Here is a 24485-nt window from a genome sequence, read left to right as displayed (position 1 = left end):
CCGCTTCGCGTCAAAACAAGAAGTCCTAAAGGATGGGCTGAAACTGCATAACAGCTTGGCTTTCGCCGGCCGGTTTGCGGTGCTATAGGCCCCCTATAATCACCCATCCCCGCCCGTATCAGCGGTTTTCCGAGAAAAGGCCCCTTCCGTCATGGCAAAAATCAAGGTGTCCAACCCCGTCGTCGAACTCGATGGCGACGAGATGACCCGGATCATCTGGCAGCACATCAAGGACAAGCTGATCACCCCGTTCCTGGATGTCGAGCTTCTGTATTTTGACCTCGGAATGGAATACCGCGACCAGACCAACGACCAGGTCACGATCGACGCCGCCAACGCCATCAAGAAGGTCGGCGTCGGCGTCAAATGCGCCACCATCACCCCCGATGAAGCCCGGGTGAAGGAATTCGGCCTGAAGGAAATGTGGAAGTCGCCGAACGGCACCATTCGCAACATTCTCGGCGGCGTGATCTTCCGCGAACCGATCATCTGCAAGAACGTGCCGCGCCTGGTTCCCGGCTGGACCAAGCCGATCATCATCGGCCGCCATGCCTATGGCGATCAGTACCGCGCCACCGACATCAAGTTCCCCGGCAAGGGGACGCTGACCATGAAATTCGTCGGCGAGGACGGCACCGTCATCGAGAAGGAAGTGTTCAAGACCCCGGGCTCCGGCGTCGCGATGCAGATGTACAACCTCGATGACTCCATCATCGACTTCGCCCGTGCCTCCTTCAACTACGGCCTGATGCGGAATTATCCGGTCTATCTGTCGACCAAGAACACGATCCTGAAAGTCTATGACGGCCGCTTCAAGGACATCTTCCAGGACGTCTTCGACCGCGAGTTCAAGAAGGAATTCGAGGCCAAGCGGCTCACCTACGAACACCGCCTGATCGACGACATGGTCGCCTCCGCGCTGAAGTGGTCCGGCGGCTATGTCTGGGCCTGCAAGAACTACGACGGCGACGTGCAGTCGGACACGGTGGCGCAGGGCTACGGCTCGCTCGGCCTGATGACCTCGGTGCTGCTGACGCCCGACGGCAAGACCGTGGAAGCCGAAGCCGCCCACGGCACGGTGACCCGCCACTACCGCGAGCACCAGAAGGGCAAGGAGACCTCGACCAACTCGATCGCGTCGATCTTCGCCTGGACCCGTGGCCTCGCCCACCGCGCCAAGCTCGACAACAACCCGCAGCTCGCAAAGTTTGCCGAGACGCTGGAAAAGGTCTGCGTCGCGACCGTCGAGGAAGGCTACATGACCAAGGACCTCGCGCTCCTGGTCGGCGCCGACCAGCGCTGGCTGTCCACCACCGGCTTCCTCGACAAGGTCGCCGCCAACCTCGAGAAGGCGATGCCGGCCTAAGCCGCCCTTCGCAACTCCCTCCCCGTCATTTGCGAGGGACAGAGCGAGGAAGCAATCCATGTCTCCGCCCGGAGCACCATGGATTGCTCGGAGCCTGTTGCCGGGCGCGGATTCGCGCGGCCCGTTGGCTCGCAATGATCAAGAACCAACAACGGAGCATCATAACCGTGTCGTTTTCCAAGAGCGCCGTGCTGAGCGCCATCATGCTGACCGGGTCGCTTGTCAACGCGACCGCCCAGAAGGCACTTCCCGAGGCCATCGCAGCGCCGGGCGAAACCGCCATTCTCACGCTGCATGCCGAAGGCGCGCAGGTCTACGAATGCAAGAGTGGCGGCGACGGCACACTCACCTGGGCGTTTCGCGAGCCGATCGCGACGCTTTTCCAGGACGGCAAGACGGTCGGCCGGCATTATGCCGGGCCGAACTGGGAATTGAGCGACGGCAGTACGGTGGTCGCCCAGGTCGCCGGCACGGCCCCGGGTATGGTCGCGAACGACATTCCTTTGCTGAAGCTCACAGTGACTTCCCGGCGCGGCAACGGTGTTCTTACTCCGGCGACGACGGTGCAGCGGATCAACACCGCGGGTGGAAGGCTCAGCGGCGCCTGCTACAAGGCCGGCAGCTATGAAAGCGTCCCCTACTCGGCCGATTACGTGTTCCTGCGCAAGGGCTGAACGCTAGAGCATGATCCGGAAAAGTGTGTAGCGGTTTTCCCTCGCGACAAACGCGAACGCGTTTGCGCGGAGATCATGCTCAAACAAAAAGATAAAGCGTGATGACGATTCGAAGAAACGTCATCACGCTTTAGCGGCATAATGAGCCGCCAATGGTGTTGGTCCTTCGGGGCCAACATCATGGGGTCTATGATGCCGTATCTCAGAACTATCGCTCTCGCTGCGTTCTTGTTGTCGGCCTCAGCTCTGGCCGCGACCGCGCAGACACCGCTTCCCGAGGCCGTCGCGGCGCCCGGCGAGACCGTGGTGCTCACGCTCCACGCCGAAGGCGCGCAAGTCTACGAATGCAAGGCTGGTGCCGACGGCAAGCTCGCCTGGGCGTTCCGCGAGCCGACCGCGACGCTGCTGCTCGACGGCAAGACCGTCGGCCGACACTATGCCGGACCCAACTGGGAGCACATCGATTCAAGCGCCGTCGTCGGCAAGGCGGTCGGCAACGCGCCCGGCGCGACGGCGAACGATATTCCCTTGTTGAAGCTGACGGTGACGTCCGGGCGCGGCACCGGCATCCTCTCCGGCGTCACCACGGTGCAGCGGATCAACACGGCGGGCGGAAAGTTCGAAGGCGCCTGCGACAAGGCCGGCAGTTACCATAACGCACCCTACTCCGCGGACTACGTGTTCCTGCGCAGGGGATAACGTCGCGCTATCTGCCATCCGGCTACACGTTGTGACCGAGTATCAGGGTTCGTCGACCACGCTTCGCGCTATCGCTAGCCCATTGCCACCTTGCCGTCCCCGTGCTCGCGTCCATCGAGCCATAGCGTGCCGAGCGCGAACGCCAGCCAGCCGAAATTATAGAGGAAGCCGATGACCAGAACGACCCAGCCGGGAATCGGTCCGACTGCGGCGCGATCGACGAATTCAGCGAGAGTTGACGCGGGCGTCGGATGGATGGCGATCTTGCCGTAATAGGCAACCACCTGGACGGCGAGAATCCAGACGTAGTTGCGACGCAGCCGTCGCCCCGCCGCGCGGATAAACGAAATGTGGTGGCGGGGCGCCGTGTAGTCGCGCCCGAGCGTCACCTGCCAGCTATCGTCCCGGGCTTCACCGGTGAATATCGGCGCGTAGAAATTCATCTCCAGCCATCGCGCCCGGGCGCGCCAGACATTGAAGTAGCGATAGCGTCGCGCCTCCATGCCGAGAAACACGGCAATAAGCAGGCCCACGAGCAGGAGCGGCAGCGGCGAAGCCTCCGGGCTCGAAAAGGTCGTCGACAGGGCGATGCCCATGGTGACGATCGCCCAGTTGGTCGTGTTGTCGAGCCGCGTTCTCCAGATCGTCGAACGGTAGACCTCGCCCCGGTAGAGATGAGCGATGGCGCCCATTTCCGCAGAATCGAAGATGTGCTGACGGTGCGTTTCGCTGGAAGCCGTGACAGACATGGCGGGACTCCGGTTGTCCGAACCGGGGATCACCGGCATTGACCGCGAGAATCCACGTCATCAACGCCGATGTACCTATCCGGAATTGCGACCCCGCAACTATGCGCGCCCTGACGCCGAATTGCCAGCAACAGGTGGGGATCGCGCAACTCAAGCGTTGTTGAGGAAGTGGCCTGGTCAGATCGCGCAGCGCGGTGAAATAGCGCGATGTGTCAACAGCGGTCCTGCCGCATGGCAGTTCATGACTTGAAACGGCCTCTTCGACCGTCTGAAGGAGCGCGATATCGCACGTGGTCGATCAAGGCGCGCAGTTTGGGCGAAAGATTTCGACGATCCGCGAAATAGAGGAAGAAGCCGCTGAAGGGCGGGCAGTACGCTCCATCACGGCGGAATGATCTTCCGCCGCCGGTAAAGTCGGTTCCTGCCGACACGATCTCGCTTTAAGCGCCAGCCATCGCCTGTTCGATCGCGGACAGCGCCGCGTTGGCCTTGGCGCCATCGGGGCCGCCGGCCTGCGCCATGTCAGGCCTTCCGCCGCCGCCCTTGCCGCCGAGCACTTCGGAGCCCTTGCGCACCAGTTCGACCGCGTTGAAGCGTGCGGTGAGATCGGCGGTGACGCCGACCACGATACCGGCCTTGCCGTCCTCGGTGACGCCGACGATCGCGACCACGCCGGAGCCGATCTGCTTCTTGCCGTCATCGACCAGGCTCTTGAGATCCTTGGTCTCGACGCCCTCGACCGCGCGGGCCAGGAGCTTGACGCCGCCGGCTTCGCGCACGCCACCGGCTGCGCCGCCGCCATTGGTGGCGCCGCCACCCATCGCGAGTTTTTTGCGCGCATCCGACAGGTCGCGTTCGAGCTTCTTGCGCTCTTCCATCAGCGCCGCGATACGGGCCGGCATTTCGTCCACCGACGTACGCAGCTCGGACGCTGCATTCTTGGCAAGCGCCATCGTGTCATTGGCGTGCTTGCGCGCATGACGCCCGGTCAGCGCCTCGATGCGCCGCACGCCGGAGGCCACCGCGCTTTCGCCGGTCACCGATATGAGGCCGATGTCGCCGGTGCGGCGCACATGGGTGCCGCCGCACAATTCGACCGACCAGCCGAGCGCGTTCTGACCCTGCTCGCGCGGGCCCTTGCCCATCGAGACCACGCGGACCTCGTCGCCGTATTTCTCGCCGAACAGCGCGCGCGCGCCGGCCTCGCGGGCGTCGTCGACCGCCATGATGCGGGTGGTGACCTCGTCGTTTTCGAGCACGACCTCGTTGGCGATGTCCTCGACGCGGGCGAGTTCTTCCGCCGTGATCGGCTTCGGATGCACGAAGTCGAAGCGCAGCCGATCCGGCGCCACCAGCGAGCCGCGCTGGGCGATGTGATCGCCGAGCACCTGCCGCAGCGCCTCATGCAACAGATGCGTCGCCGAGTGATGCGCGCGGATCGACGAGCGCCTGGTGTGATCGACTTCGAGCTGCAAGGCGGTGCCGACCTTGAGCGTGCCCTGCTCCACCGTGCCGACATGCACGAAGAGATCGCCCGCCTTCTTCTGCGTATCGGTGACGCGGAACTTGACGCCCTCGCTCGTCAACAGGCCGATGTCGCCGACCTGGCCGCCGGATTCCGCATAGAACGGCGTCTGGTTCAGCACGATCGAACCGGTCTCGCCCGTCTTCAGGCTGTCGGCATCCTTGCCGTCCTTCACCAGCGCGGTCACGACGCCTTCGGCGCTCTCGGTGTCGTAGCCGAGGAATTCGGTGGCGCCGAGTTTTTCGCGCAACGGAAACCAGACCGATTCATCCGCGGCTTCGCCCGAGCCGGCCCACGACGCGCGTGCCTTGACGCGCTGTCGCTCCATCGCGTCCGAAAAGGACGCCTGATCGACGCTGATGCCGCGCGACTTCAGCGCATCCTGCGTCAGGTCGAGCGGGAAACCATAGGTGTCGTACAGCGTGAACGCGGTGTCGCCGTCGAACATGTCGCCCTTCTTCAGGCCACTGCTCTTCTCGTCCAGGATAGAAAGCCCCCGCTCCAGCGTCTTGCGGAAGCGGGTCTCTTCCAGCCGCAGCGTCTCCTCGATCAGCCTCTCGGCACGCACCAGATCCGGGTAGGCCTGGCCCATCTCGCGGACCAGCGCCCAGACCAGACGATGCATCAGCGGCTCCTTCGCGCCGAGCAACTGCGCATGGCGCATGGCGCGTCGCATGATCCGGCGCAGCACATAGCCGCGGCCCTCGTTCGACGGCAGCACGCCGTCGGCAATCAGGAACGATGACGCACGCAGATGGTCGGCAATGACGCGGAATGACGCGACGTTATCCTTGCCGGGACCATGCCCGAGCGCCGAGCCCGTCGCGTCGATCAGGTTACGGAACAGATCCGTCTCGAACACGCTTTCGACGCCCTGCAGGATGCAGGCCATGCGCTCCAGCCCCATGCCGGTGTCGATCGACGGACGCGGCAGCGGCACGCGCTCCTCCTTCGTCACCTGGTCGAACTGCATGAACACGAGATTCCAGAATTCGAGGAAGCGGTCGCCGTCCTCCTCCGGGCTGCCGGGAGGCCCGCCCCAGATGTGCTCGCCGCGATCGATGAAGATCTCGGAGCACGGACCGCACGGGCCGGTATCGCCCGCCGCCCAGAAATTGTCCGAGGTCGCGATGCGGATGATGCGGTCGTCAGAGAAGCCGGCGATCTTCTTCCAGTAGCCTGCCGCCTCATCGTCGTCGTGGTAGATGGTGACGAGCAGCTTGTCCTTTTTCAGCCCGAAATCCTTGGTGACCAGCTTCCAGGCGAGCTCGATCGCGCGCTCCTTGAAATAGTCGCCGAAGGAGAAGTTGCCGAGCATCTCGAAGAAGGTGAGATGGCGCGCGGTGTAGCCGACATTGTCGAGGTCGTTGTGCTTGCCGCCGGCGCGCACGCATTTCTGCGCAGTGGTGGCGCGCTGATAGGAGCGCTTCTCGATCCCCGTGAAGACGTTCTTGAACTGCACCATGCCGGCCGCCGTGAACATCAGCGTCGGGTCGTTGCGCGGCACCAGCGGCGACGACGGCACGATCTCGTGGCCGTTCTCCTTGAAGAAGTTCAGAAAAGTCGACCTGATGTCGTTGACGCTGCTCATGTTCATCCAATCGGGCAAAGGGCCGGATCAGGCGGCAACCAGCCTTTTAACCTTCCGGCGGAACGCTTTTAGACAAGGCGGCCTGCGGTGTCCAGAAACTGTGCAGGCGGATCATAGGCTTGCCGCAGCACACAAGATGGGCACGCACATCCCGTTGATAATGTGGCGGCTGCGTTGACAGGCTTGGCAGGCCTGTGTTTCCGTCTTATCTGTAAGACGTCACGTCGGGAGAGATCGGCTTCAGCGCCGGCGCCGAAGGAGCAACCGCCCCGGAAACTCTCAGGCAAACGGACCGCGTGACGAAATAACATCTGGAAAGTGACGCCGGGCGGCATATGCCCAGGGCGTCCGCCGACGGGATAATACTCTCAGGCACAGCGACAGATGGGGCTTTCTTAGGGTTTTCGGAGGCTGGTCTCCGGAACCCATGAGGGCCTAACGAATGCTGGCACGCGACGAATCTCCCCTTAAACGCACCCCATTGCACGCGCTCCATGTGGCGCGCGGCGGCAAGATGGTTCCGTTTGCGGGCTATGAGATGCCAGTGCAATTCCCGGCCGGCGTGCTGAAGGAGCATCTGCATACGCGAAGCTCAGCCGGCCTGTTCGACGTGTCGCACATGGGCCAGCTCGCGCTGCGGGCGAAATCCGGCAAGGTCGAGGACGCGGCGCGCGCGCTGGAGCGGCTGGTGCCGCAGGACATCGTGGCGGTGCCGCCGGGACGGCAGCGTTACGCCCAGTTCACCAATCATGACGGCGGCCTTCTCGACGATCTGATGGTGGCCAATTTCGGCGATCATCTGTTTCTGGTCGTCAACGCCGCCTGCAAGGCCGAGGACGAGGCGCATTTGCGCGCGCATCTCTCCGATAGCTGCGTCATCGATTCGCTGAGCGACCGCGCGCTGATCGCACTGCAGGGGCCGAAGGCGGAATCGGCGCTGGCGAAACTCGGCACCGACGTCACCGCCATGCGGTTCATGGATGCTGGACCGCGCCAGGTCGCCGGCCTCGACTGCTTCGTCTCCCGCTCCGGCTATACCGGCGAGGACGGTTTTGAGATTTCGGTGCCGGCCGCGCAGGCCGAGACGCTTGTAACGGCGCTGCTGGAAAACCCCGACGTGTTGCCGATCGGCCTCGGCGCCCGCGACAGCCTGCGGCTGGAAGCTGGGCTCTGCCTCTACGGCCACGACATCGACACCACGACGACGCCGGTCGAGGGCGCGCTGGAATGGTCGGTGCAGAAGAGCCGCCGCACGGGCGGCGCCCGCGCCGGCGGATTTCCGGGGGCGGACAAGATTCTCGCACAATTTGAAAGTGGCGCATCGCGCCGCCGCGTCGGCCTGCGCCCCGAGGGCCGCGCGCCGGTGCGCGAAGGCGCGCTGCTGTTCGCGGATGCCGCTTCAAGCGAGCCGATCGGCAAGGTGACGTCCGGCGGCTTCGGGCCGGGCCTCAATGCACCGGTGGCGATGGGCTATCTGCCGACATCGCTCGCGGCAAACGGCACCCAGGTTTTTGCGGAAGTGCGCGGCCAGCGGCTGCCGCTGCAGGTCGCTGCCATGCCCTTCGTTCCCAACACCTATAAACGCTGATTCAAACGCCAGAGGAAGTTTCATGACCACGCTGTTCACATCCGACCACGAATGGCTCCACATCGAGGGCGATGTCGCCACCATCGGGGTCACCGACTATGCGCAGTCGCAGCTTGGCGATGTCGTGTTCGTCGAACTGCCCAAGGTCGGCCGCTCGCTGAAGAAGGCCGAAGCCGCGGCCGTGGTCGAATCTGTGAAAGCCGCCTCCGACGTCTACGCGCCGATCTCCGGCGAGGTGATCGAAGTCAACGAGGCGCTCGCCGCCGAACCCGCGCTGGTGAATTCCGACGCCGGCGGCAAGGCCTGGTTCTTCAAGCTGAAGATTGCGGACAAGAGCGAACTCGGCGGCCTGATGGATGAAGCCGCCTACAAGGCCCATACGGCTTAAGGAAAGCACGCCATGAACGCGCCGCTCAAAACGACCGCCGCAGCCGCCACCGATTTCGTGCGCCGGCATATCGGCCCCTCGCCCCGCGACATCCAGTCCATGCTGGACAGCGTCGGCGCGAGCAGCCTTGCCGAGCTGATGAGCCAGACGCTGCCGTCCTCGATCCGGCAGAAGGCACCGCTCGATCTGGGACCAGCCTTGAGCGAGACCGAGGCGCTGTTGCATATGCGCGAGCTCGCCGCGCAGAATAAGGTGTTCATCTCGCTGATCGGCCAAGGCTATTCCGACACCATCCTGCCCGCGGTGATCCAGCGCAACATTCTGGAGAACCCGGCCTGGTACACCGCCTATACGCCGTATCAGCCCGAGATCAGCCAGGGCCGGCTGGAGGCGCTGTTCAACTTCCAGACCATGATCTGCGATCTCACCGGGCTCGACGTCGCCAACGCTTCGCTGCTCGACGAGGGCACCGCCGCGGCCGAAGCGATGGCGCTCGCCGAGCGCGCCTCACAGGTGAAAACCAAGTCATTCTTCGTCGATTCGGAAGTGCATCCGCAGACGCTCGCGGTGCTGCGCACCCGTGCGGAGCCGCTGGGCTGGAATCTCGTCGTCGGCGATCCCCTCACCGATCTCGACAAGGCCGAGGTGTTCGGCGGACTGCTGCAGTATCCGGGCACGTCAGGCACGGTGCGCAACCTGCGGCCGGCGATCGCGGCGCTGCGCGCCAAGGGCGCGCTCGCCGTCGTCGCTGCCGATCTGCTGGCGCTGACGCTGATCGCCTCCCCCGGCGAGCTCGGCGCCGATATCGCCATCGGTTCGGCCCAGCGCTTCGGCGTGCCGATGGGCTATGGCGGCCCGCACGCGGCCTATATGTCGGTGCGCGACGCGCTGAAGCGTTCGCTGCCCGGCCGCATTGTGGGCTTGTCCGTGGATTCGCGCGGTGCGCCGGCCTATCGGCTGGCGCTGCAGACCCGCGAGCAGCACATCCGCCGCGAAAAGGCCACCTCCAACATCTGCACCGCGCAGGTGCTGCTGGCGGTGATCGCCTCGATGTACGCGGTCTATCACGGCCCGGAGGGGCTGACGCATATCGCCCGCACCGTGCACCGGCGCGCGGTGGTGTTGGCGGCGGGCCTAGCCAGGCTCGGCTTTGCGCCGCAGTCGCAGGCGTTCTTCGATACGGTGACGGTCGCTGCCGGCGCCAGGCAAAATGAAATCGTCGCGCGCGCTCTCACCGAGAAGATCAATCTGCGGATCGGCCAGGGCCGGCTCGGCATTGCCCTCGACGAGACCACGACGCCTGAAACCGTCGAGGCGGTGTGGCGCGCCTTCGGCGGCATACTTTCCTATGCGGAGGTCGAATTGACCGCGCGCGAGACGCTGCCCGTTGAACTCAAGCGCGACAGTGCGTTCCTTACCCATCCCGTATTCCACACGCACCGTTCCGAGACCGAGCTACTCCGCTACATGCGCAAGCTCAGTGACCGCGACCTCGCGCTCGACCGCGCCATGATCCCGCTCGGTTCCTGCACCATGAAGCTGAACGCGACCACGGAAATGATCCCGCTGACCTGGCCCGAGTTCGGCGGCCTGCATCCGTTCGCGCCGCCGGACCAGGCGGCCGGTTATCACACGCTGTTTGCGCGGCTGGAACAAATGTTGTGCGACATCACCGGCTACGACGCGATCTCGCTGCAGCCGAATTCCGGCGCGCAGGGCGAATATGCCGGGTTGCTGGCGATCCGCGCCTATCACGCAGCGCGCGGCGAGCCGCATCGCAAGGTATGCCTGATCCCCTCCTCCGCGCACGGCACCAACCCGGCGTCCGCCCATATGGTCGGCATGGAGGTGGTGGTGACGGCCTGCGACGCGCGTGGCGATGTCGACGTCGACGACCTCCGCGCCAAGGCCGAGAAGCATTCGAAGAATCTCGCCGCCGTGATGATCACCTATCCCTCGACGCACGGCGTGTTCGAGGAGCACATCACCGAGATCTGCGACATCGTGCACAGCCATGGCGGCCAGGTCTATCTCGACGGCGCCAACATGAACGCGCAGGTCGGCCTCTCCCGGCCCGGCGATTACGGCGCTGACGTCTCGCATCTCAATCTGCACAAGACGTTCTGCATTCCGCATGGCGGCGGCGGCCCGGGCATGGGCCCGATCGGCGTCAAGGCGCATCTGGCGCCGTATCTCTCCGGCCATCCCGCCACCGACGGCACGGTGCCGGCTGCCGTCGGCCCGGTGTCGGCGGCGCCGTTCGGCTCGGCGTCGATCCTGACCATCTCCTACATCTACATCCTGATGATGTCGGGCGAAGGCCTCACGCGCGCCACCGAGATCGCGATCCTCAACGCCAACTACATCGCTGGCAGGCTCGATCCGCATTTCCCGGTGCTCTACAGGAATGCCAAGGGCCGCGTCGCGCATGAATGCATCGTCGATCCCCGCGCGCTGAAGGCAACGAGCGGCGTTACCGTCGACGACATCGCAAAGCGCCTGATCGATTACGGCTTCCATGCGCCGACCATGAGTTTTCCAGTCGCGGGCACGCTGATGATCGAGCCGACCGAGTCGGAATCGAAGGCCGAAATCGACCGATTCTGCGATGCCATGATTGCGATCCGAAGCGAGATCACGGAGATCGAGATCGGCCGCTGGAAGGTTGAAGCCTCGCCGCTGCGCCACGCCCCGCACACCGTGCACGACATTGTCGATGATGCATGGAATCGTCCCTACAGCCGCGCCACGGGTTGTTTCCCCGATCACGTCTCGCGCACCGACAAATACTGGAGCCCGGTCGGGCGCGTCGACAACGTCTATGGCGACCGCAATCTCGTGTGCTCGTGCCCGCCGGTGGAAGATTACGCGCAGGCGGCGGAGTGACGATCTCGTAGGATGGGTGGAGCGCAGCGATACCCATCGCGGTGATCACCGCAGATGCGGCACGATGATGGGTATCGCTTCGCTCCACCCTCCTACGCATCACGCCGCTACGGCACGAGCAGGACCGGATCCCAGCGCCATAGCCGGTCGTTGGTCAGGTGCGTGCCGCCCCACCAGCGATCGATCGGGTTGTGGCGGCTGAAATCCTCCTGGTGCGCCAGAACAGCCTTGCCGAACTCGGTGATCGAGAGCCTGCTTCGCAGGTAAGCCGCGTGCCTGTCCCGAAAATTTTCCCGATCAAGCGTACGCAGTTGCTCGTCGAGGCCCGCCACGGCCGGCCGCGGGCCGTGCGCAAGCCCATCCAGCAAGTAGCCGTATTCCCACTCGCTGAAGACGCGCGTTTGGCGCAGTTGGTAAAGATGGAAGAGTGCGTTTGTGAGTGAGTACCCTCGCGCGATCAACTCGAGCATCCGCATTTCCGAGGCGCCAAGCCCCGTCGAACTTGACGGCAGTTCTTCGATCAGATCGATCAGGACGGGCCTCAGAAGCGGCAACGCGCCCAGATCAGTTCGCAGCAGATCGAAGCAGGCTAGCGGTGTGGGCGATCGCCAAGCCTGCCAGGCGGCGCTCGCTGTCGCCAATTCCTTTTCTGTGACGTCAACGGCCGGCGGGTCCCACCGGCCAAATTTTTCGAGCCCGATCATCTCCAGATCGACAAGACGCAGCTTCAACCTGCCAACGGTTTCCGGATAAGAACGGAAATAATCGAGCAGCCAGATCAGTTTCAGTTGCGCTTTCGGCCGCACGTCAAACCATAGTTCGACGGTTTCGTATTGCTGGCAGAATTCAGCCAGGCTGAGATCACGGTACTTCCTGCTTTTGCTCTGTTTCCACTGACCACCGCCCCAGTCCGACCAGTGTGTGGCTCCCTCGTGGCTGTGGTTTGGTGTGCGGGGACCGAGGTGGGCTGCGAGTTCATCCGGCGAGGGTTGCGGTCCCCAGACGAAGTCGAAGAAAGCCAGATCCAGCGCGAGGTCGGCGAAACCATTCTCGATGAATTCCGGGATCAGCCAGCCGGTCAGGATCAGAGGCTTCATTGCATTCTCCGACGACACACACACAACAAAACGGGCGCTGAAGACGTCGGCAACTCAACGTCTACAGCACCCGTCCGTCACGTTTCAGGCCTTAACCCCTGAAGCGTTTCTGAAACTTATTCGTCGTCCGCCGGCTCCTCGCCGTCGGCGTCGCGCTCGGCGGGACCGGCGAGAATCTGCTCGGCGATCAGGCCGGAGTTCTGGCGGATCGCCAGCTCGATCTTGGCGGTCATGTCGGGGTTGGCCTTGAGGAACGCCTTGGCGTTCTCGCGTCCCTGCCCCAGACGCTGGCTGTCATAGGAGAACCAGGCGCCGGATTTTTCGACGAGACCGGCCTTGACGCCGAGGTCGAGGATCTCGCCCATCTTGGAGACGCCCTCGCCATACATGATGTCGAATTCGACCTGCTTGAAGGGCGGCGCCAGCTTGTTCTTCACCACCTTGACGCGGGTGGTGTTGCCGACGACTTCGTCGCGCTCCTTGATCGCGCCGATGCGGCGGATGTCGAGGCGGACGGAGGCGTAAAATTTCAAGGCATTGCCGCCGGTGGTGGTTTCCGGCGAGCCGTACATCACGCCGATCTTCATGCGGATCTGGTTGATGAAGATCACCATGGTGTTGGACTTGTTGATCGAGGCGGTGAGCTTGCGCAGCGCCTGGCTCATCAGCCGCGCCTGCAGGCCGGGCAGCGCATCGCCCATCTCGCCCTCGAGTTCGGCCTTCGGCACCAGCGCGGCGACCGAATCGACCACCAGCACGTCGATCGCGCCCGAGCGCACCAGCGTGTCGCAGATTTCCAGCGCCTGCTCGCCGGTGTCGGGCTGCGAGATCAGGAGTTCGTCGATGTTGACGCCGAGCTTGCGGGCATAGACCGGATCGAGCGCGTGTTCGGCATCGATGAAGGCGCAGATGCCGCCCTTGCGCTGTCCCTCGGCCACACAATGCAGCGCCAGCGTGGTCTTGCCGGAGGATTCCGGCCCGTAGATTTCCACCACCCGCCCCTTCGGCAGCCCGCCGACGCCAAGCGCGATGTCGAGCCCAAGCGAGCCCGTCGACACCGTCTCGATGTCCATCGAGCGGTCGTTCTTGCCCAGCTTCATCACCGAGCCCTTGCCGAACTGGCGCTCGATCTGGGAGAGCGCGGCGGACAGGGCCTTGGTCTTATCCATGGAGGATCCTTCAACGATACGCAGGGCAGTGGCGGACATATTACGTGCTCCTTATGGCGGGGATTCGCGAGCGGGACAAACGGCGGCGAGAGGCTTTTTTGGTGCGATTTCGTCTAGGAGTCTTTGTACCACGTTTGTTCCATGTTCGCAATATGTTCTTTTCGTACCCGTGGTGCTGGCCTAGTTTCGGCCAGTACCGTACCCGTAGGGGCTGTCCGTATTTTACCCCTCGTGTCCTAGGTTGATTTTGGGAGTGTCCTAATTCGTTGCCGGAACTCCGCCCTCTCGTTCCTGGTTGTTGTGGGGAATGGGAGGTCTCCAGAGATGGGCTACAAATATCTCAACGACCCGAAGCACTGGCGAGATCGGGCAGAGGAAACCCGCTTGAAAGCGGAAAAGTGCTGGGAAGAGGAATCCAAGCAGCGGATGCTGCGCATTGCCAATGAATATGACCGCTTGGCAGATCACGCCGCAGATCGCGCCCGCTTAGATGCAACATTGGCAGCCAAGTAAGGCCGCCTCTTTCATTTTGACATCCCGCAGTGGAAATCCCATCACACAAGAAATCAGCCCAAGTAATGATGAGTGTGTCGAGGCTACAGCCAAGAGCGCATCTGCCATTCGTGAAGCTATCGAGTCGGACCTGCAAAATAGGACGCGTTCTGATCAGGGGCGGCTGTCCTGATTCCCCTCTGCGAGTGTCGATCCTAGGCGCCGATCATCCAAACGGCACCGAACAGAGACAATCCACCCACGATAGCGACACCGATAAAGAAGCGTTCTGCTAGATCCATAGCGATCACCTTAGATCGCCCCAACGTCAAACGCTCGAAACCGAATAAGTGTCCTAATCTGTCAACACACGTGTCCTAATTAGGACAGCACCGGGCGATAGGTGCTGGCCTGTTTCCGACGCTAGTGGCCTGGTTTGAAATTGGGAGTGGTCTGTTTTGGAGCGTGACGTGGATCACGGTAGGGCATCAAGCGTCTTCTATTCTTTTGGGCATGAACGAGCGAATGGTCGCTCCATCGAACAAAAGGAGACGGACATGAATACGCAGATCGACCTTCTTTTGCCGTTGGAGGACCATGAGCTGGACGGCGTGAGCGGCGGCTTCATCAAGGGGGCACTTGAAGGAGTGTGCAGAAACGAAGGAGCGTCTGGTGGTCAAAACGACCCGGCCCAAATGTTTCAACAGATTTTGCAGCAATTGACCCAAGGCCAAGGTTAGCCACCAGGCCGCCTCGGTTGGCGGCCTCTTCTTCGTCGTCGCTCAGCAGGTCCAGATTGGCTTGAATGGCTTTCAGCAGCGTGCGAGCGCCTTTTGCATCGACGTTCGCAATCACCTGCAATTTGGCAGAGCGCTTGTCCTAATTAGGACAGCACCAGAGCCCCAGCACCTGGATCACGAAAACAGGAAGACCCCGATCAGCAAGCCTGCTGCAAATGCCCAGAGGCCTAATGTGCAAGCCGAGACAATGCGGACGAGAATACGGAGGTCCTGCGGAACCTCGTGGGATCGATCCATCATTGCGGCCGTCTCCCCTGATCAGCAATTGCTGAGGTACGATCCCGGCCGCCCGGCCACGCATTAGATCGCAATTCCGGCGCTGTCTGTCCGGCTTCCGACACTGTCGTTTTCGGTGACCTGATTTGGACGGGGGAATAGCCGGATTCGGCCAGCACCGTACGCACACTGTCCGTACTTCAGCCCACTATCTCAAGTTGATGAATCAATATCCTGATTTAAAATTTAAGCTTAGGTTTCTTCCGTATTCCGAGGCCGTGTCCTCGTCTAAAGTTAGCGGTGTCTTAACTCGCGTTGTGCGCACAAGTGCACAGAACTGTGCCCGCTTGTGGTGCATTATTCGATCATCACCGCACGGTGCTTGGCTTCTATCGGTGATGAGAACGCCTCATTGCGCTCCCGCCTTCCTCCAATGGAAAGGAATAGCGCATGCGAAAGCGTCGCCGTTTTACACAGACATCAACGTTAGAAGCGCGACTGGCCGAAGATACGGCTCAGTTGCGCGTGCAGGCCGACACGCTCAAGCCAGGCCTCGCGCGGGACAATGTCCTGCGTCGAATCCGGCAGAACGAAACCGCCATACACATCAGCGAATGGTTGGCATCGCCCGGTCTGAAAGCTCCGAGCTGAAGCAAGGCCGCTTCGGCCGGCGGCCTCTTTTCGCAAGCCGCGGTCCGGCTGTGCGCAAAATGAAAGGGCCGCCTTTCAGCGGCCCCCAGCCGGTACAAATTGGTTCGGAATAAAAAGCAGCCCCGGCGAAAGCCACCATAGCGCTTTTGCCGCGCGCTGGGGATTCCGTAACACCACGGTGTTTTCATACCCGAACCACCAGCCTCAGCTACGCAAACATACGGAAGTGACCGGGCCCTTGAGGCCCGGCATATTTCCCGTCCATGGGTCGACATATCCTGTTCAAATGTCCACGGCTGGGCAGCAACGTTCAGCATTGGCTTCCGGCGACCGCCCCGGAAGACGGGCCCAATTCGTATGTGTCCGTCGTCTGTCTAGCGTGCACCCGGCTTCATTTCATCCACAAGGAAACCGGAAAGCTTCTGGGCGAAGATTGACGGCCAGAACTGCCGGACTGGCCTCGTTCCATTGCCACCCTGGGCCCAAATGGGAGCGAGGGGGATCCTGTGTGGCGCATGCGCCTTAAGTTCACTTTTGTACATTTTCTCCGGAACGGATTCCGCCGCAGTGCGTAGTCGCCTCGGGCGCAGCGCAAAAGAGTAGTGTAACGGGGAACCAGTATTGTGCCGGGAAAAAAATACCTGACGGAACAAGCGGCAACCTTTCTCAAGTTTGCAATGGCCACCACCGATCCGGATGTCGCAGCGGGCTTTCTCGACAAGGCCGCCGACCTTTCGGCGAGGAGTGAAAAGGCGCCGGACGCCAGCCCCCGGCCGCCTGATGTAGAGCAGCCGAAAAGCTAGCTCTCCGATGAGGCCGCCACCGGGGCGGCCTCACCGTTATTGGCCAGCGTGCCAAGAGAGACGCCGGCGAGGTCGCTTACAATTTTAGATGTGCTTGCAGCTTTACCTGCACCGTCCGTCAAGGCGCGCGCGGTATGCATCGCACATGCAGATACAAATGACCGCCCTCGCCTACGAACCCCTCCTGCCAATACTTCAACGCCATGGCGCCGCTCTCCTCACACGGCTCTTGAGCCTCAGCCGCACGCCGGAGCCCGCGCGCGTGCCGCCGCCCATCCGGCCGGCGGACGCACCGTCGCGAACCCACATTCCGTCGCGGCAACCGTATCCATCGCGCCAGGATTGAGAGCGGCAGCCGCCGACGCCTTCTGCCTTCGAACACGTCGCCTGCCTCACTGCATCGTGCCCGCGTTCGAGCTTGCATTCGGCCGGCTCAGCCAATCCTCCCACATTGCCGAAATGTTAGACGGCGTCTCTCGTCCTCCGTGGTTGTATGCCGCGCATAGCAACCATCGGGAAGGGAGAGCCGAATGAAGATCGCCGCTGTCATCCTGTCGCTTGCCGTATCCGGCGTTGTGCTGTCGTCCCCGCTCGCGCCTGCGTCTGCCTCTAAAATGAATGGCAAGTGTTGCCAGTCGTCCGATGGCGGCCGCTCGGCCGCCTACATCAGGCAAATGAACCGCCGCGCGATCCCGCACACCTGCAGCGCCTATGCGGCTTCCTGCATTCGCGATTCCGCCGATCGGTCCGACAGGGTTCAGATGTGCACGGCCGCCAGGACGGAGTGCATGAAGACCGGTGTTCACGTCGGTCCCTATAGCGGCAGACACTACGCCGGCATGGCCAGAATCTAGCGCACGATCCGGAAAGGCTTGCGCCGGTTTTCCATGCGCAGGAAAGGCTGGCCGTCCGCGCCGGCCCAACGACCCCGCCACATGGGGCTATGCAGCGAGGTCGCCGACGGCGGGGAAAATCTGGAGGACCACCCCGCCCTCGCAAGCAGATACGCGCCTCCCAGGTCGCCCGTTTCAGCGCGCTAGTGCCAAGACAAAATTCGTCGCCTGGAAAATTCGCTTGAACGGCGTTGAACCTTTTTCGTCTCGCCCAGACAAAATTCTTGCCTGGGCAATTGCATACTCGGGGAATAGGCCTGCGCCGCCAAGCGACGATATTCCGCTTGCGCGGCGCAGCGCTTTTTATGGGGCATGAAACGGGGCAGTCCGGGAATTTGGACGCGCCCGCGGGGTTGAACGCTTGCTGCAGACGAGAATTCCGCGGCACGTCCGGCGGCAACCCGTTACTTATCGAACAGACGATCTATTGTACTTTGCAGTTCACGCCCGCTATTGCAGGGAGCGTGGGCGATTTCCATCAGTCCCAAAGCGCAGAAGCAGAATATGCGCTGACGAGGATGGGAAGTCCCGGGGTTCTGGAAGTGGCAATTTCGGATCGACGACCTGGTGGGGTCGGGAAAGACCGAGGCAACGCCTGCGCTATTTGCCGTGCGTCGCATCCAGTTGAAGTTTGATCGCGAGCTGACGCAACGGCGCGCCAAGCTAACGCCCTGAGGGGGCCCGCGCAGGTATCACCGGCCGCTCCCGCTCCATTCGCCGGTGTTCAAACTGGCATATGACAAACACTCTGTCTAGCTGTACCGAATGCCAATTGCAATTTTAAGTATGGGAATTGAATTTTGAAGCGGTGGGGAGCCGCAGCGGGATTCTTATATGATTCACAAGGGCGTTGAATACAGCGTAACCGCGGTCGCTCCGGGCATCTGGAAATGGCAATTCCGTATCGGCGAGCGGGTGGTCGCGGGAAAGACTGAAGCCAAGCTCAATCTGCTTGCCATCCGGCGGGTCCAGCTTCGGATCGATCGGGAGCTAAAAAAAGCCGAACGGGAATAACCCGCCGGCCGGCCACTTTGGCAGGTCTTCCATGGAAGATATTTCTTAGCAATTACATCAGGTTAGGCCTGAGGGATAATCCGCTTTATATGCCCGGCAACGTGCTTGGGCCCGTAAAAACCCGGTATTGATCTTTCGACACGCCAGGAATCCACTCCCCGGCGCTTGGGGAGGCACGGGCCAGCGGTGGCCCATTTTGCATTTGGTCAGCTTGCCATGCCGGTCTTTTTCTTCCGCGTTCGACATGGCGAGGACCCATGCGTCAGCAATGACGGCGCGGAATTTGTCGACCATAACGCCGCCTGGAAGGAAATGACCGGGGTCTGCGGTGACATGATCGCGGATGTTTCCCGGAAGCTCTCCGAAAATGCCGAGTGGCAGATGGAATTGCTGGATGAATCCAAGAAGCCAGTATTCCGGATTCGTCTGGTCGCGGAGACGCTGCAGGATCCTGATCAAGACGAACGCTAATTAGCGGGCGCCTTCCGGGAAGCGGTATCGCTCTCGCCAGGCGGCGCCACCTCACCTCGAAGTTCCCTGGCCGATACAAATCGGACGCCGACCAGTTCACCCCTGCGCCAGATCAAGGTGCAGACCCGCCGCACCTCGCCGCCTGCAGTCAGCGAAAGGCCGAACATCTTCGGCACCGCGAGGTCGCCGACATCAAGACAGGCGCCATTGTCTGATATGTCCAGGATGTAGCACTGGATCCATGGCGCATCCGGCGCCGGAATCAGGAATCCCTGCTTGTGCAGGTCGACCCGAACGAACTTGCGGGCCCCCAGGTCTTTGCGGTCTCTCGCCATGATTTCTCCACTGCGTAGAAATACTAGGGCGGAACACCTGAATACCGGGTTATCGGAATTCGGCAAAAACCGGGGTGACGGTATAAATTCCGATGCGCTAGTCCGCGCTGGCAAGGCGGCGCATCGTGAATTCGATCTCGCCGCCGGGCAGCTCGCGCCAGCTTTCGACCGAGCTCATATAGGCCGCCTTGGGATAGCGGGTGAGGAAATCGCGCGCCCTCGCCCTCGCTTCGTCGCGCGGCAGCGTGAACGTCTCGCGCAGATAGCCATCGCCCGGCTTGCGCCGGCCGGCCATCCGGCTCGCGAGATCACGCGGGCGAAAGACCATGTCGCAACTCCAGACACGATGACGACAGGTCAAATATAGGGGTCGCGGCGAGCGAATCCTACTCGCCGTTGTCGCAAGGCATTACTGGCTGCTGGTGCCGGTCTTGCTCTTCGACTGCTTGGTGGGCGCGGCGGCCTTGGGGGTATCGGTGCTGCGCACCGTACCCCAGGGATCGGAAGAGGCCTTGGAATCGGGAATCTTCCTCAAGGATTCCTTGTAGGCCTTATCCTTGATCGCATCCGCCTCCTTTTCCTCCGGCGATTTGGACTGGAACTCCGGCATCAGGTTGATGTTGGGGGTCGACATCTGCGCGTGGGCCGGCACCGTCAACAACACCACCACCGCGGCCGCGCTCAGCATTCTCATGACGCTCTCCTTTGGGACGCTTTCGGCGTTTCGGCAAAGATACCACCGGCCCAACCGCCCCGCCAAGCGCGAGGGCACCCGCCTTTGGTTCGATGCCGGAAATCGCACTGTTTTGCGGCGATGGCGCTCAATCGCTGCGAATGACGCCGCATCTGCCGCCTGCCACCGCTGTTCCCTTCGCCGCAATGACCACTACAATGCGCCGACAACAAGATCGGACGAGGAAGCGCAAATTCATGCAACAACAGCCACAGACGGCGGAATTCGGCATTACGGAAGCCAGGCGGGTGCTCGGCGAGGTGTTTGCGCCATGGGTGATGGATCTCAACCTGTCGATCGAGCGCTTTGACGCTACCCCGCCCGCGGATGCCGCCGACTGGCAGCCGGGCGCGGTGCTGCGCCTGCCGTTCTCGGAGCGGCTGTGCCGCAATGGCGGCACCGTGTCGGGCCAGGCGCTGATGGCGTTCGCTGACACCGCGATGGTGATCGCCAATCTCGCCGCCAACCGCGGCTATCGTCCGATGACGACGGTCGACCAGACCACGCATTTCATGCGTGCGGTCGCGGGCTCCGACGTCTTGGCCGATGCGCGCGTCGTCCGTCTCGGACGCACCATGAGCTTCGGCCGGGTCACACTGTCGTCGGCTGCCGACAACAAGCCGGTAGCGATGGTCTCGAGCGCGTTCGCGATGCTTTAGCTACTGTGCATGGGGTTGTTTTCGCAGTTTTCGATTCCGCCGCCATCGCCAGGCCAGCATCGCCGTCAGCAGCACCACGACCGCAGCCGCGGCCGCACCGGCTGAGAATCTTCCGCCCGGCCGGTCGATGGTTCGCGACATCAGCGAAGGCGTTTCGCCCGGTCGCGCCAGGCGGAACGCCACCACGCTGTCGCCGATGGTCGTGCCCGACTCGGAATGACCGCCGGCGCCGATCGCGACATATTGCTCGCCCTTCCATAGATACGTCATGGGATTGGCAACGCCCGGCACCGGCAGCCTTCCCTGCCACAGTTCCTGCCCCGATCGGGCGTCGAAGGCGCGCAGATACGCATCCATCGCGCCGCTGAAGACAAGGCCGCCGGCAGTGATCGCGACGCCGCTGCCGAGCGGTGTGCCGAACCGAAAAGCGATGCCGAGCGGCGCGCGATCCTCCGTGGTGCCGACCCGCGAGCGCCAGAGAATCTTGCCGGCCTTCAAATCGACCGCGACCATCTCGCCCCAGGGCGGCTTGTTGCACAATAGCCCGAGCGGCGACAACGCGACCGCGCGCGTCATCGCAAACGGCGTGCCCAATTGCCGTCCGAAGTCGTGACCGGGCGGCGGGTTGAAGCCATCGGCGACCGTCGCGCGTGGCAGCAGCTTGACGATATGAATCGCCCGCGTCGTGTTGGCGTAAAGGATCTGGTTGACCGGATCGAACGCCGCCCCGCCCCAGTTCACGCCGCCGCCGGTCATCGGATACACCACAGAGCCTTGGGTCGATGGCGGCGTGTAGAGACCGTCATTGCGCGCCGCCGCGACTTTCGCGCGGCAGGCCTCGCCGTCCCAGAACGGAATGAAGCCGAACACGTCATCGGCCGAAATCCGCTGCGGCAGCAGCGCCGGCACGTGGGTTGGAAACGGCTGTGTCGGCGAGAGCTGCTCGCCTTCGGCGCCGCCTTGCGGAACGCTGCGCTCCTCCACCGGCCATATCGGCTTGCCAGTGTCGCGATCGAGCACGAACACAAAGCCCTGCTTGGTCGGCTGGATCACGACGTCGCGCTGGCCTTCGCCCGTATCGATGCGTGCCAGCGTCGGCTGCGCCGGCAGGTCGTAATCCCAGACATCGTGATGCACGGTCTGATACGACCAGACGCGTTCGCCGGTCTCGGCGCGCAGCGCCACCACCGAATTGGCGTAGTCGTTGTTGCCGGGCCGCTTGCCGCCCCAGAAGTCCGGACTCGGCGAGGATGTCGGCAGGAACACCAGCCCCCGCGCCTCGTCCACCGACATCGGCGCCCAGACGTTGGCATGACCGGCGGTGACGCCGTCATGCAGCAGCGGATCGAAACTCCAGCGCGACTGTCCCGTCCGCGGATCGAAGGCGCGCACCGTGCCGGGCGGCGCCTCGGCGCGGCGGTTGTCCGCGATCGCGGAGCCGACGATGACGGTGTCGCCGGCAATGACGGGTGCTGATGTGATCTGGAATTCGCCGGGCCATTCCAGCGACATACCAATGTCGAGCCTAACCTCGCCATTGGCGCCGAAATCGGCGCAGGGAATGCCGGTCCTCGCGTCGAGCGCGATCACGCGCGCGTCGTTGGTACCCATGAAGATGCGCGCGCGGCAGGCGGCGGTCTCGGGCGCCTTGCCGTCAACCCAATAGGCGACGCCACGGCAATTATAGCGATTGGCAGGACGTTGATTGGTCAGGATCTTCGGATCGTACCGCCACTTCTGCGCACCACTGCCGGGATCGAGCGCGATGACTTCGTTGAAGGGGGAGCAGAAGATCAGGCTGTCCTCGACGAGCAGCGGGGTCGCCTGAAACTTGGTCCGCTTCATCACCTCGGGCGCGCGGCGGTCGAGGTCGCCGGTGCTAAACTCCCAGGCGCGGACGAGATTGCCGACATTGTCAGGTGTGATCTGCTTCAGCGGCGAAAACCGCGATCCCCCGCGATCGCCGCCCCAATGCTCCCAGGCGGAAGCAGGAAGCAAGTTACCCGCGCCAAAAATGGCAATGACGACAGCGAACAGACAAACCGGATTTCGCATCCTGCCCCGCAAGCGCAACCTAAACGCTTGCGGGATCGATTACCCTATTGCCGTCTCAGTATCCACCCCTGTGGCCGCCATAGTTGCCACCGCGTCCACCACCAAATCCGCCGAGACCGATGCCGATGCCGATGCTGACCGGCGGTGGCGGCGGCGCATCGTACACCACGCGCGGTGGCGGACGGCGAACGACCACGACGTCGTCATCCGGCTCGCGCACGCGCCGCGGCGGCTTGCGATCGACGCGCTTCGGCGGATCCGGCTCGACGCGCCGTACCGGCGCATTGACCTTGATCGGCTGCTGCTGCGGCGGCTGCACGTTGCAGGGACACATCGGTGCGGCGAGCGCAACGTTCTGCGGCAGCGCGGCGTTGGCGGCCGCAACGGCCGGCGTGAACTCGGGACGGTTGCGCAGCCGCTCCTCCAGCTTGCGCGCGGTCGCGCTGAGATCGCTGTCGGGGAAGCGCGTCAGGAACGAGCGATAGCCCGACGCGGTGTTAATCAGCACGGCGTTATTCCAGGCCACCATACGGCGGTGCCGGACCAGCCAATCGCGCGCCAGCCGTCCGAGCGAGGTCTGCGGGTAGAGACCGGCAAAAGCCTCATAGGCTTCGTCGGTGCCGTCGGCCACGATCAATTCGTTCGCCGCCTCGACCGGCTTGCCGTTCAGCTCGCGCGTCCATTCGGCAACCGTCTTCTTGGGCGCGGCCGCGGGCTTGGGACCAGCGACGGAGGCGCCGGAAAAGCGAAAATCCTCGGTCAGCGACGAGCTGTCCCACGGCGTCTGCCGGCCTTCGGTGACCTTGTTCACCGCCAGCCGCACGCGCTTGAAGGTCTCCTCGATCGGAATCCCCCGCTCCTTGCCAGCCGCAAGCAGCGCGGTCGTATAGGGGCTGTTGTTGCCGGAGCCGTCTTCCGCGACCGCGCCGGGCGAGGTCGAGAACGACAGGAAAGTGCCGGGCGCGCCGACCTTGGCATCGACCAGCGCCAGCCCGCTGCCGGCGGTCTTCAACTCGGGGAACGGATTGTTGCGGCAGGCATCGAGCATCAGGATGCGCATCCTGCTCGGCACCGAGGCCAGCGTATTGAGGATGTCGTTGAGGCGCACCGCCTGGAGCGGAATGTCGGCTTCGCGCTTCGCATCGATGTCGACCGGAACCAGAAAATTCTCGCCGTCGATCTGCAGGCCATGGCCGGCGTAAAACACCAGGGCCACGGTATCCGGACCCTTGGCTGCCACCTTGCCGGCGAATTCGCTGACCTTATCCCGCATCTGCCCCTGCGAAAGGTCGGAGGCCGTCGAAACCTCGAAGCCGGAATCGGTGAGCAACTGGGTGACCGCCTTGGCGTCGTTGGCCGGGTTGGGCAGCGCCGGCACCGATCGATAGGCGGACTGGCCGATCACCAGTGCGAGGCGATTCTCAGCGAACGCAGACGGTGCGCCCAAGAGCAACGCAGCGGGAACCATCAATCCAAACAGCGTGTGACGGAACATGATGCCACCTCCGACAGTACAGGCTTCGGATTGGTCACGTCCCCGAAGCCATAGGTTCAAGCCGGCCGCGCCATGTGAGGCGTGACGGAGGCCCGATTCAAAGGCGATGTTGTCGCAGGGCCAAAATCGCGCGCAG

23 protein-coding genes, 1 pseudogene and 2 riboswitches are annotated in these 24485 nt (G+C 63.0%); of the genes and pseudogenes, 14 read left to right on the top strand and 10 right to left on the bottom strand.

What is annotated here, in order from left to right:
• Positions 1 to 151 precede the first annotated feature (151 nt).
• From CQ12_RS29720 to CQ12_RS29710, 3 genes are all read left to right on the top strand, one after another.
• The gene (locus CQ12_RS29720; RefSeq protein WP_057838839.1) at positions 152 to 1366 is read left to right on the top strand and encodes an NADP-dependent isocitrate dehydrogenase; all 1215 of its coding nucleotides are present in this window, start codon (positions 152 to 154) and stop codon (positions 1364 to 1366) included.
• Between the two features lie 203 nt (positions 1367 to 1569).
• A complete protein-coding gene (locus CQ12_RS29715) occupies positions 1570 to 2040 on the top strand; it encodes a DUF3455 domain-containing protein (RefSeq protein ID WP_157088572.1) in 471 nt (156 codons plus the stop codon).
• A 192-nt stretch (positions 2041 to 2232) separates the two neighbouring features.
• On the top strand, positions 2233 to 2739 hold the full coding sequence (locus tag CQ12_RS29710) for a DUF3455 domain-containing protein (protein ID WP_083519535.1): 507 nt from the start codon (positions 2233 to 2235) through the stop codon (positions 2737 to 2739).
• Positions 2740 to 2813: 74 nt separating this feature from the next.
• Here the strand turns inward: CQ12_RS29710 and CQ12_RS29705 are convergent, their stop codons facing one another.
• The 3 genes and pseudogenes from CQ12_RS29705 to alaS all read right to left on the bottom strand — a co-directional run bounded on the left by CQ12_RS29705 (position 2814) and on the right by alaS (position 6604).
• The gene (locus tag CQ12_RS29705; protein WP_057838899.1) at positions 2814 to 3488 is read right to left on the bottom strand and encodes a DUF2270 domain-containing protein; all 675 of its coding nucleotides are present in this window, start codon (positions 3486 to 3488) and stop codon (positions 2814 to 2816) included.
• Between the two features lie 239 nt (positions 3489 to 3727).
• A pseudogene (locus tag CQ12_RS46830) lies at positions 3728 to 3862 on the bottom strand (LysR family transcriptional regulator); the annotation flags it as partial.
• A 66-nt stretch (positions 3863 to 3928) separates the two neighbouring features.
• The gene (gene alaS / locus CQ12_RS29700) at positions 3929 to 6604 is read right to left on the bottom strand and encodes an alanine--tRNA ligase (RefSeq protein WP_057838898.1); all 2676 of its coding nucleotides are present in this window, start codon (positions 6602 to 6604) and stop codon (positions 3929 to 3931) included.
• A gap of 214 nt (positions 6605 to 6818) precedes the next feature.
• Positions 6819 to 6909, top strand: a riboswitch (glycine riboswitch).
• A riboswitch (glycine riboswitch) is annotated at positions 6910 to 6998 on the top strand.
• 48 nt (positions 6999 to 7046) lie between these two features.
• Between alaS and gcvT the strand changes: the two genes are divergently transcribed.
• From gcvT to gcvP, 3 genes are read left to right on the top strand one after another with little or no spacing between them, the layout of a single operon-like run.
• Positions 7047 to 8192, top strand: a complete 1146-nt coding sequence (gene gcvT / locus CQ12_RS29695; RefSeq protein WP_057838837.1) for a glycine cleavage system aminomethyltransferase GcvT — start codon at positions 7047 to 7049, stop codon at positions 8190 to 8192.
• Positions 8193 to 8214: 22 nt separating this feature from the next.
• Entirely contained in the window at positions 8215 to 8580 is a 366-nt protein-coding gene (gene gcvH, locus CQ12_RS29690; protein WP_057838836.1) for a glycine cleavage system protein GcvH, read from the top strand.
• 12 nt (positions 8581 to 8592) lie between these two features.
• Positions 8593 to 11466: an aminomethyl-transferring glycine dehydrogenase gene (gene gcvP, locus CQ12_RS29685; protein WP_057838835.1), complete on the top strand. Its 2874-nt coding sequence runs from the start codon at positions 8593 to 8595 to the stop codon at positions 11464 to 11466.
• A gap of 107 nt (positions 11467 to 11573) precedes the next feature.
• Here the strand turns inward: gcvP and CQ12_RS29680 are convergent, their stop codons facing one another.
• Both CQ12_RS29680 and recA read right to left on the bottom strand, forming a co-directional pair.
• Positions 11574 to 12563: a hypothetical protein gene (locus CQ12_RS29680; RefSeq protein WP_198164285.1), complete on the bottom strand. Its 990-nt coding sequence runs from the start codon at positions 12561 to 12563 to the stop codon at positions 11574 to 11576.
• Between the two features lie 116 nt (positions 12564 to 12679).
• A complete protein-coding gene (recA, locus tag CQ12_RS29675; protein WP_057838834.1) occupies positions 12680 to 13771 on the bottom strand; it encodes a recombinase RecA in 1092 nt (363 codons plus the stop codon).
• A gap of 285 nt (positions 13772 to 14056) precedes the next feature.
• On the opposite strand from recA, the gene CQ12_RS29670 reads away from it, so the two are divergent.
• From CQ12_RS29670 to CQ12_RS29645, 7 genes are all read left to right on the top strand, one after another.
• Positions 14057 to 14245, top strand: a complete 189-nt coding sequence (locus tag CQ12_RS29670; RefSeq protein ID WP_057838833.1) for a hypothetical protein — start codon at positions 14057 to 14059, stop codon at positions 14243 to 14245.
• A 536-nt stretch (positions 14246 to 14781) separates the two neighbouring features.
• Positions 14782 to 14964, top strand: coding sequence for a hypothetical protein (locus CQ12_RS44325; protein WP_157088568.1), 183 nt, complete (start codon positions 14782 to 14784; stop codon positions 14962 to 14964).
• 726 nt (positions 14965 to 15690) lie between these two features.
• Complete coding sequence (locus CQ12_RS42880; protein WP_083519533.1) at positions 15691 to 15891, top strand: hypothetical protein; 201 nt, start codon at positions 15691 to 15693, stop codon at positions 15889 to 15891.
• A 677-nt stretch (positions 15892 to 16568) separates the two neighbouring features.
• Complete coding sequence (locus CQ12_RS47295) at positions 16569 to 16694, top strand: hypothetical protein (protein WP_283807424.1); 126 nt, start codon at positions 16569 to 16571, stop codon at positions 16692 to 16694.
• Between the two features lie 530 nt (positions 16695 to 17224).
• Positions 17225 to 17548: a hypothetical protein gene (locus CQ12_RS29655; protein WP_057838830.1), complete on the top strand. Its 324-nt coding sequence runs from the start codon at positions 17225 to 17227 to the stop codon at positions 17546 to 17548.
• A gap of 873 nt (positions 17549 to 18421) precedes the next feature.
• Positions 18422 to 18601, top strand: a complete 180-nt coding sequence (locus tag CQ12_RS29650; RefSeq protein ID WP_057838829.1) for a hypothetical protein — start codon at positions 18422 to 18424, stop codon at positions 18599 to 18601.
• Between the two features lie 216 nt (positions 18602 to 18817).
• Positions 18818 to 19072: a DUF6894 family protein gene (locus CQ12_RS29645; protein ID WP_057838828.1), complete on the top strand. Its 255-nt coding sequence runs from the start codon at positions 18818 to 18820 to the stop codon at positions 19070 to 19072.
• Here CQ12_RS29645 and CQ12_RS29640 read toward each other — a convergent pair.
• The 3 genes from CQ12_RS29640 to CQ12_RS29630 form a co-directional block, all read right to left on the bottom strand.
• Positions 19069 to 19407: a PilZ domain-containing protein gene (locus tag CQ12_RS29640; protein WP_057838827.1), complete on the bottom strand. Its 339-nt coding sequence runs from the start codon at positions 19405 to 19407 to the stop codon at positions 19069 to 19071. The two genes, CQ12_RS29645 and CQ12_RS29640, sit on opposite strands and share 4 nt — an antisense overlap.
• Before the next feature lie 97 nt (positions 19408 to 19504).
• On the bottom strand, positions 19505 to 19735 hold the full coding sequence (locus CQ12_RS29635; RefSeq protein WP_057838826.1) for a hypothetical protein: 231 nt from the start codon (positions 19733 to 19735) through the stop codon (positions 19505 to 19507).
• Positions 19736 to 19816: 81 nt separating this feature from the next.
• Positions 19817 to 20101, bottom strand: coding sequence for a hypothetical protein (locus tag CQ12_RS29630; RefSeq protein WP_057838825.1), 285 nt, complete (start codon positions 20099 to 20101; stop codon positions 19817 to 19819).
• A 236-nt stretch (positions 20102 to 20337) separates the two neighbouring features.
• Here CQ12_RS29630 and CQ12_RS29625 point away from each other — a divergent pair, with 236 nt between their 5' ends.
• Complete coding sequence (locus CQ12_RS29625; protein WP_057838896.1) at positions 20338 to 20799, top strand: PaaI family thioesterase; 462 nt, start codon at positions 20338 to 20340, stop codon at positions 20797 to 20799.
• Here the strand turns inward: CQ12_RS29625 and CQ12_RS29620 are convergent, their stop codons facing one another.
• Together CQ12_RS29620 and CQ12_RS29615 are read right to left on the bottom strand one after the other, a co-directional pair.
• Positions 20800 to 22854: a pyrroloquinoline quinone-dependent dehydrogenase gene (locus CQ12_RS29620; protein ID WP_057838824.1), complete on the bottom strand. Its 2055-nt coding sequence runs from the start codon at positions 22852 to 22854 to the stop codon at positions 20800 to 20802. It lies immediately after the preceding gene.
• A gap of 55 nt (positions 22855 to 22909) precedes the next feature.
• Complete coding sequence (locus CQ12_RS29615; RefSeq protein WP_057838823.1) at positions 22910 to 24349, bottom strand: caspase family protein; 1440 nt, start codon at positions 24347 to 24349, stop codon at positions 22910 to 22912.
• Between the last annotated feature and the right edge of the window lie 136 nt (positions 24350 to 24485).

Source organism: Bradyrhizobium jicamae (assembly GCF_001440395.1).
In the GTDB taxonomy this organism is placed as follows: Bacteria; Pseudomonadota; Alphaproteobacteria; order Rhizobiales; family Xanthobacteraceae; genus Bradyrhizobium; species Bradyrhizobium jicamae.
Note: the sequence above shows the minus strand (reverse complement) of the source record. Positions and strands in the feature narration are given on the sequence as shown.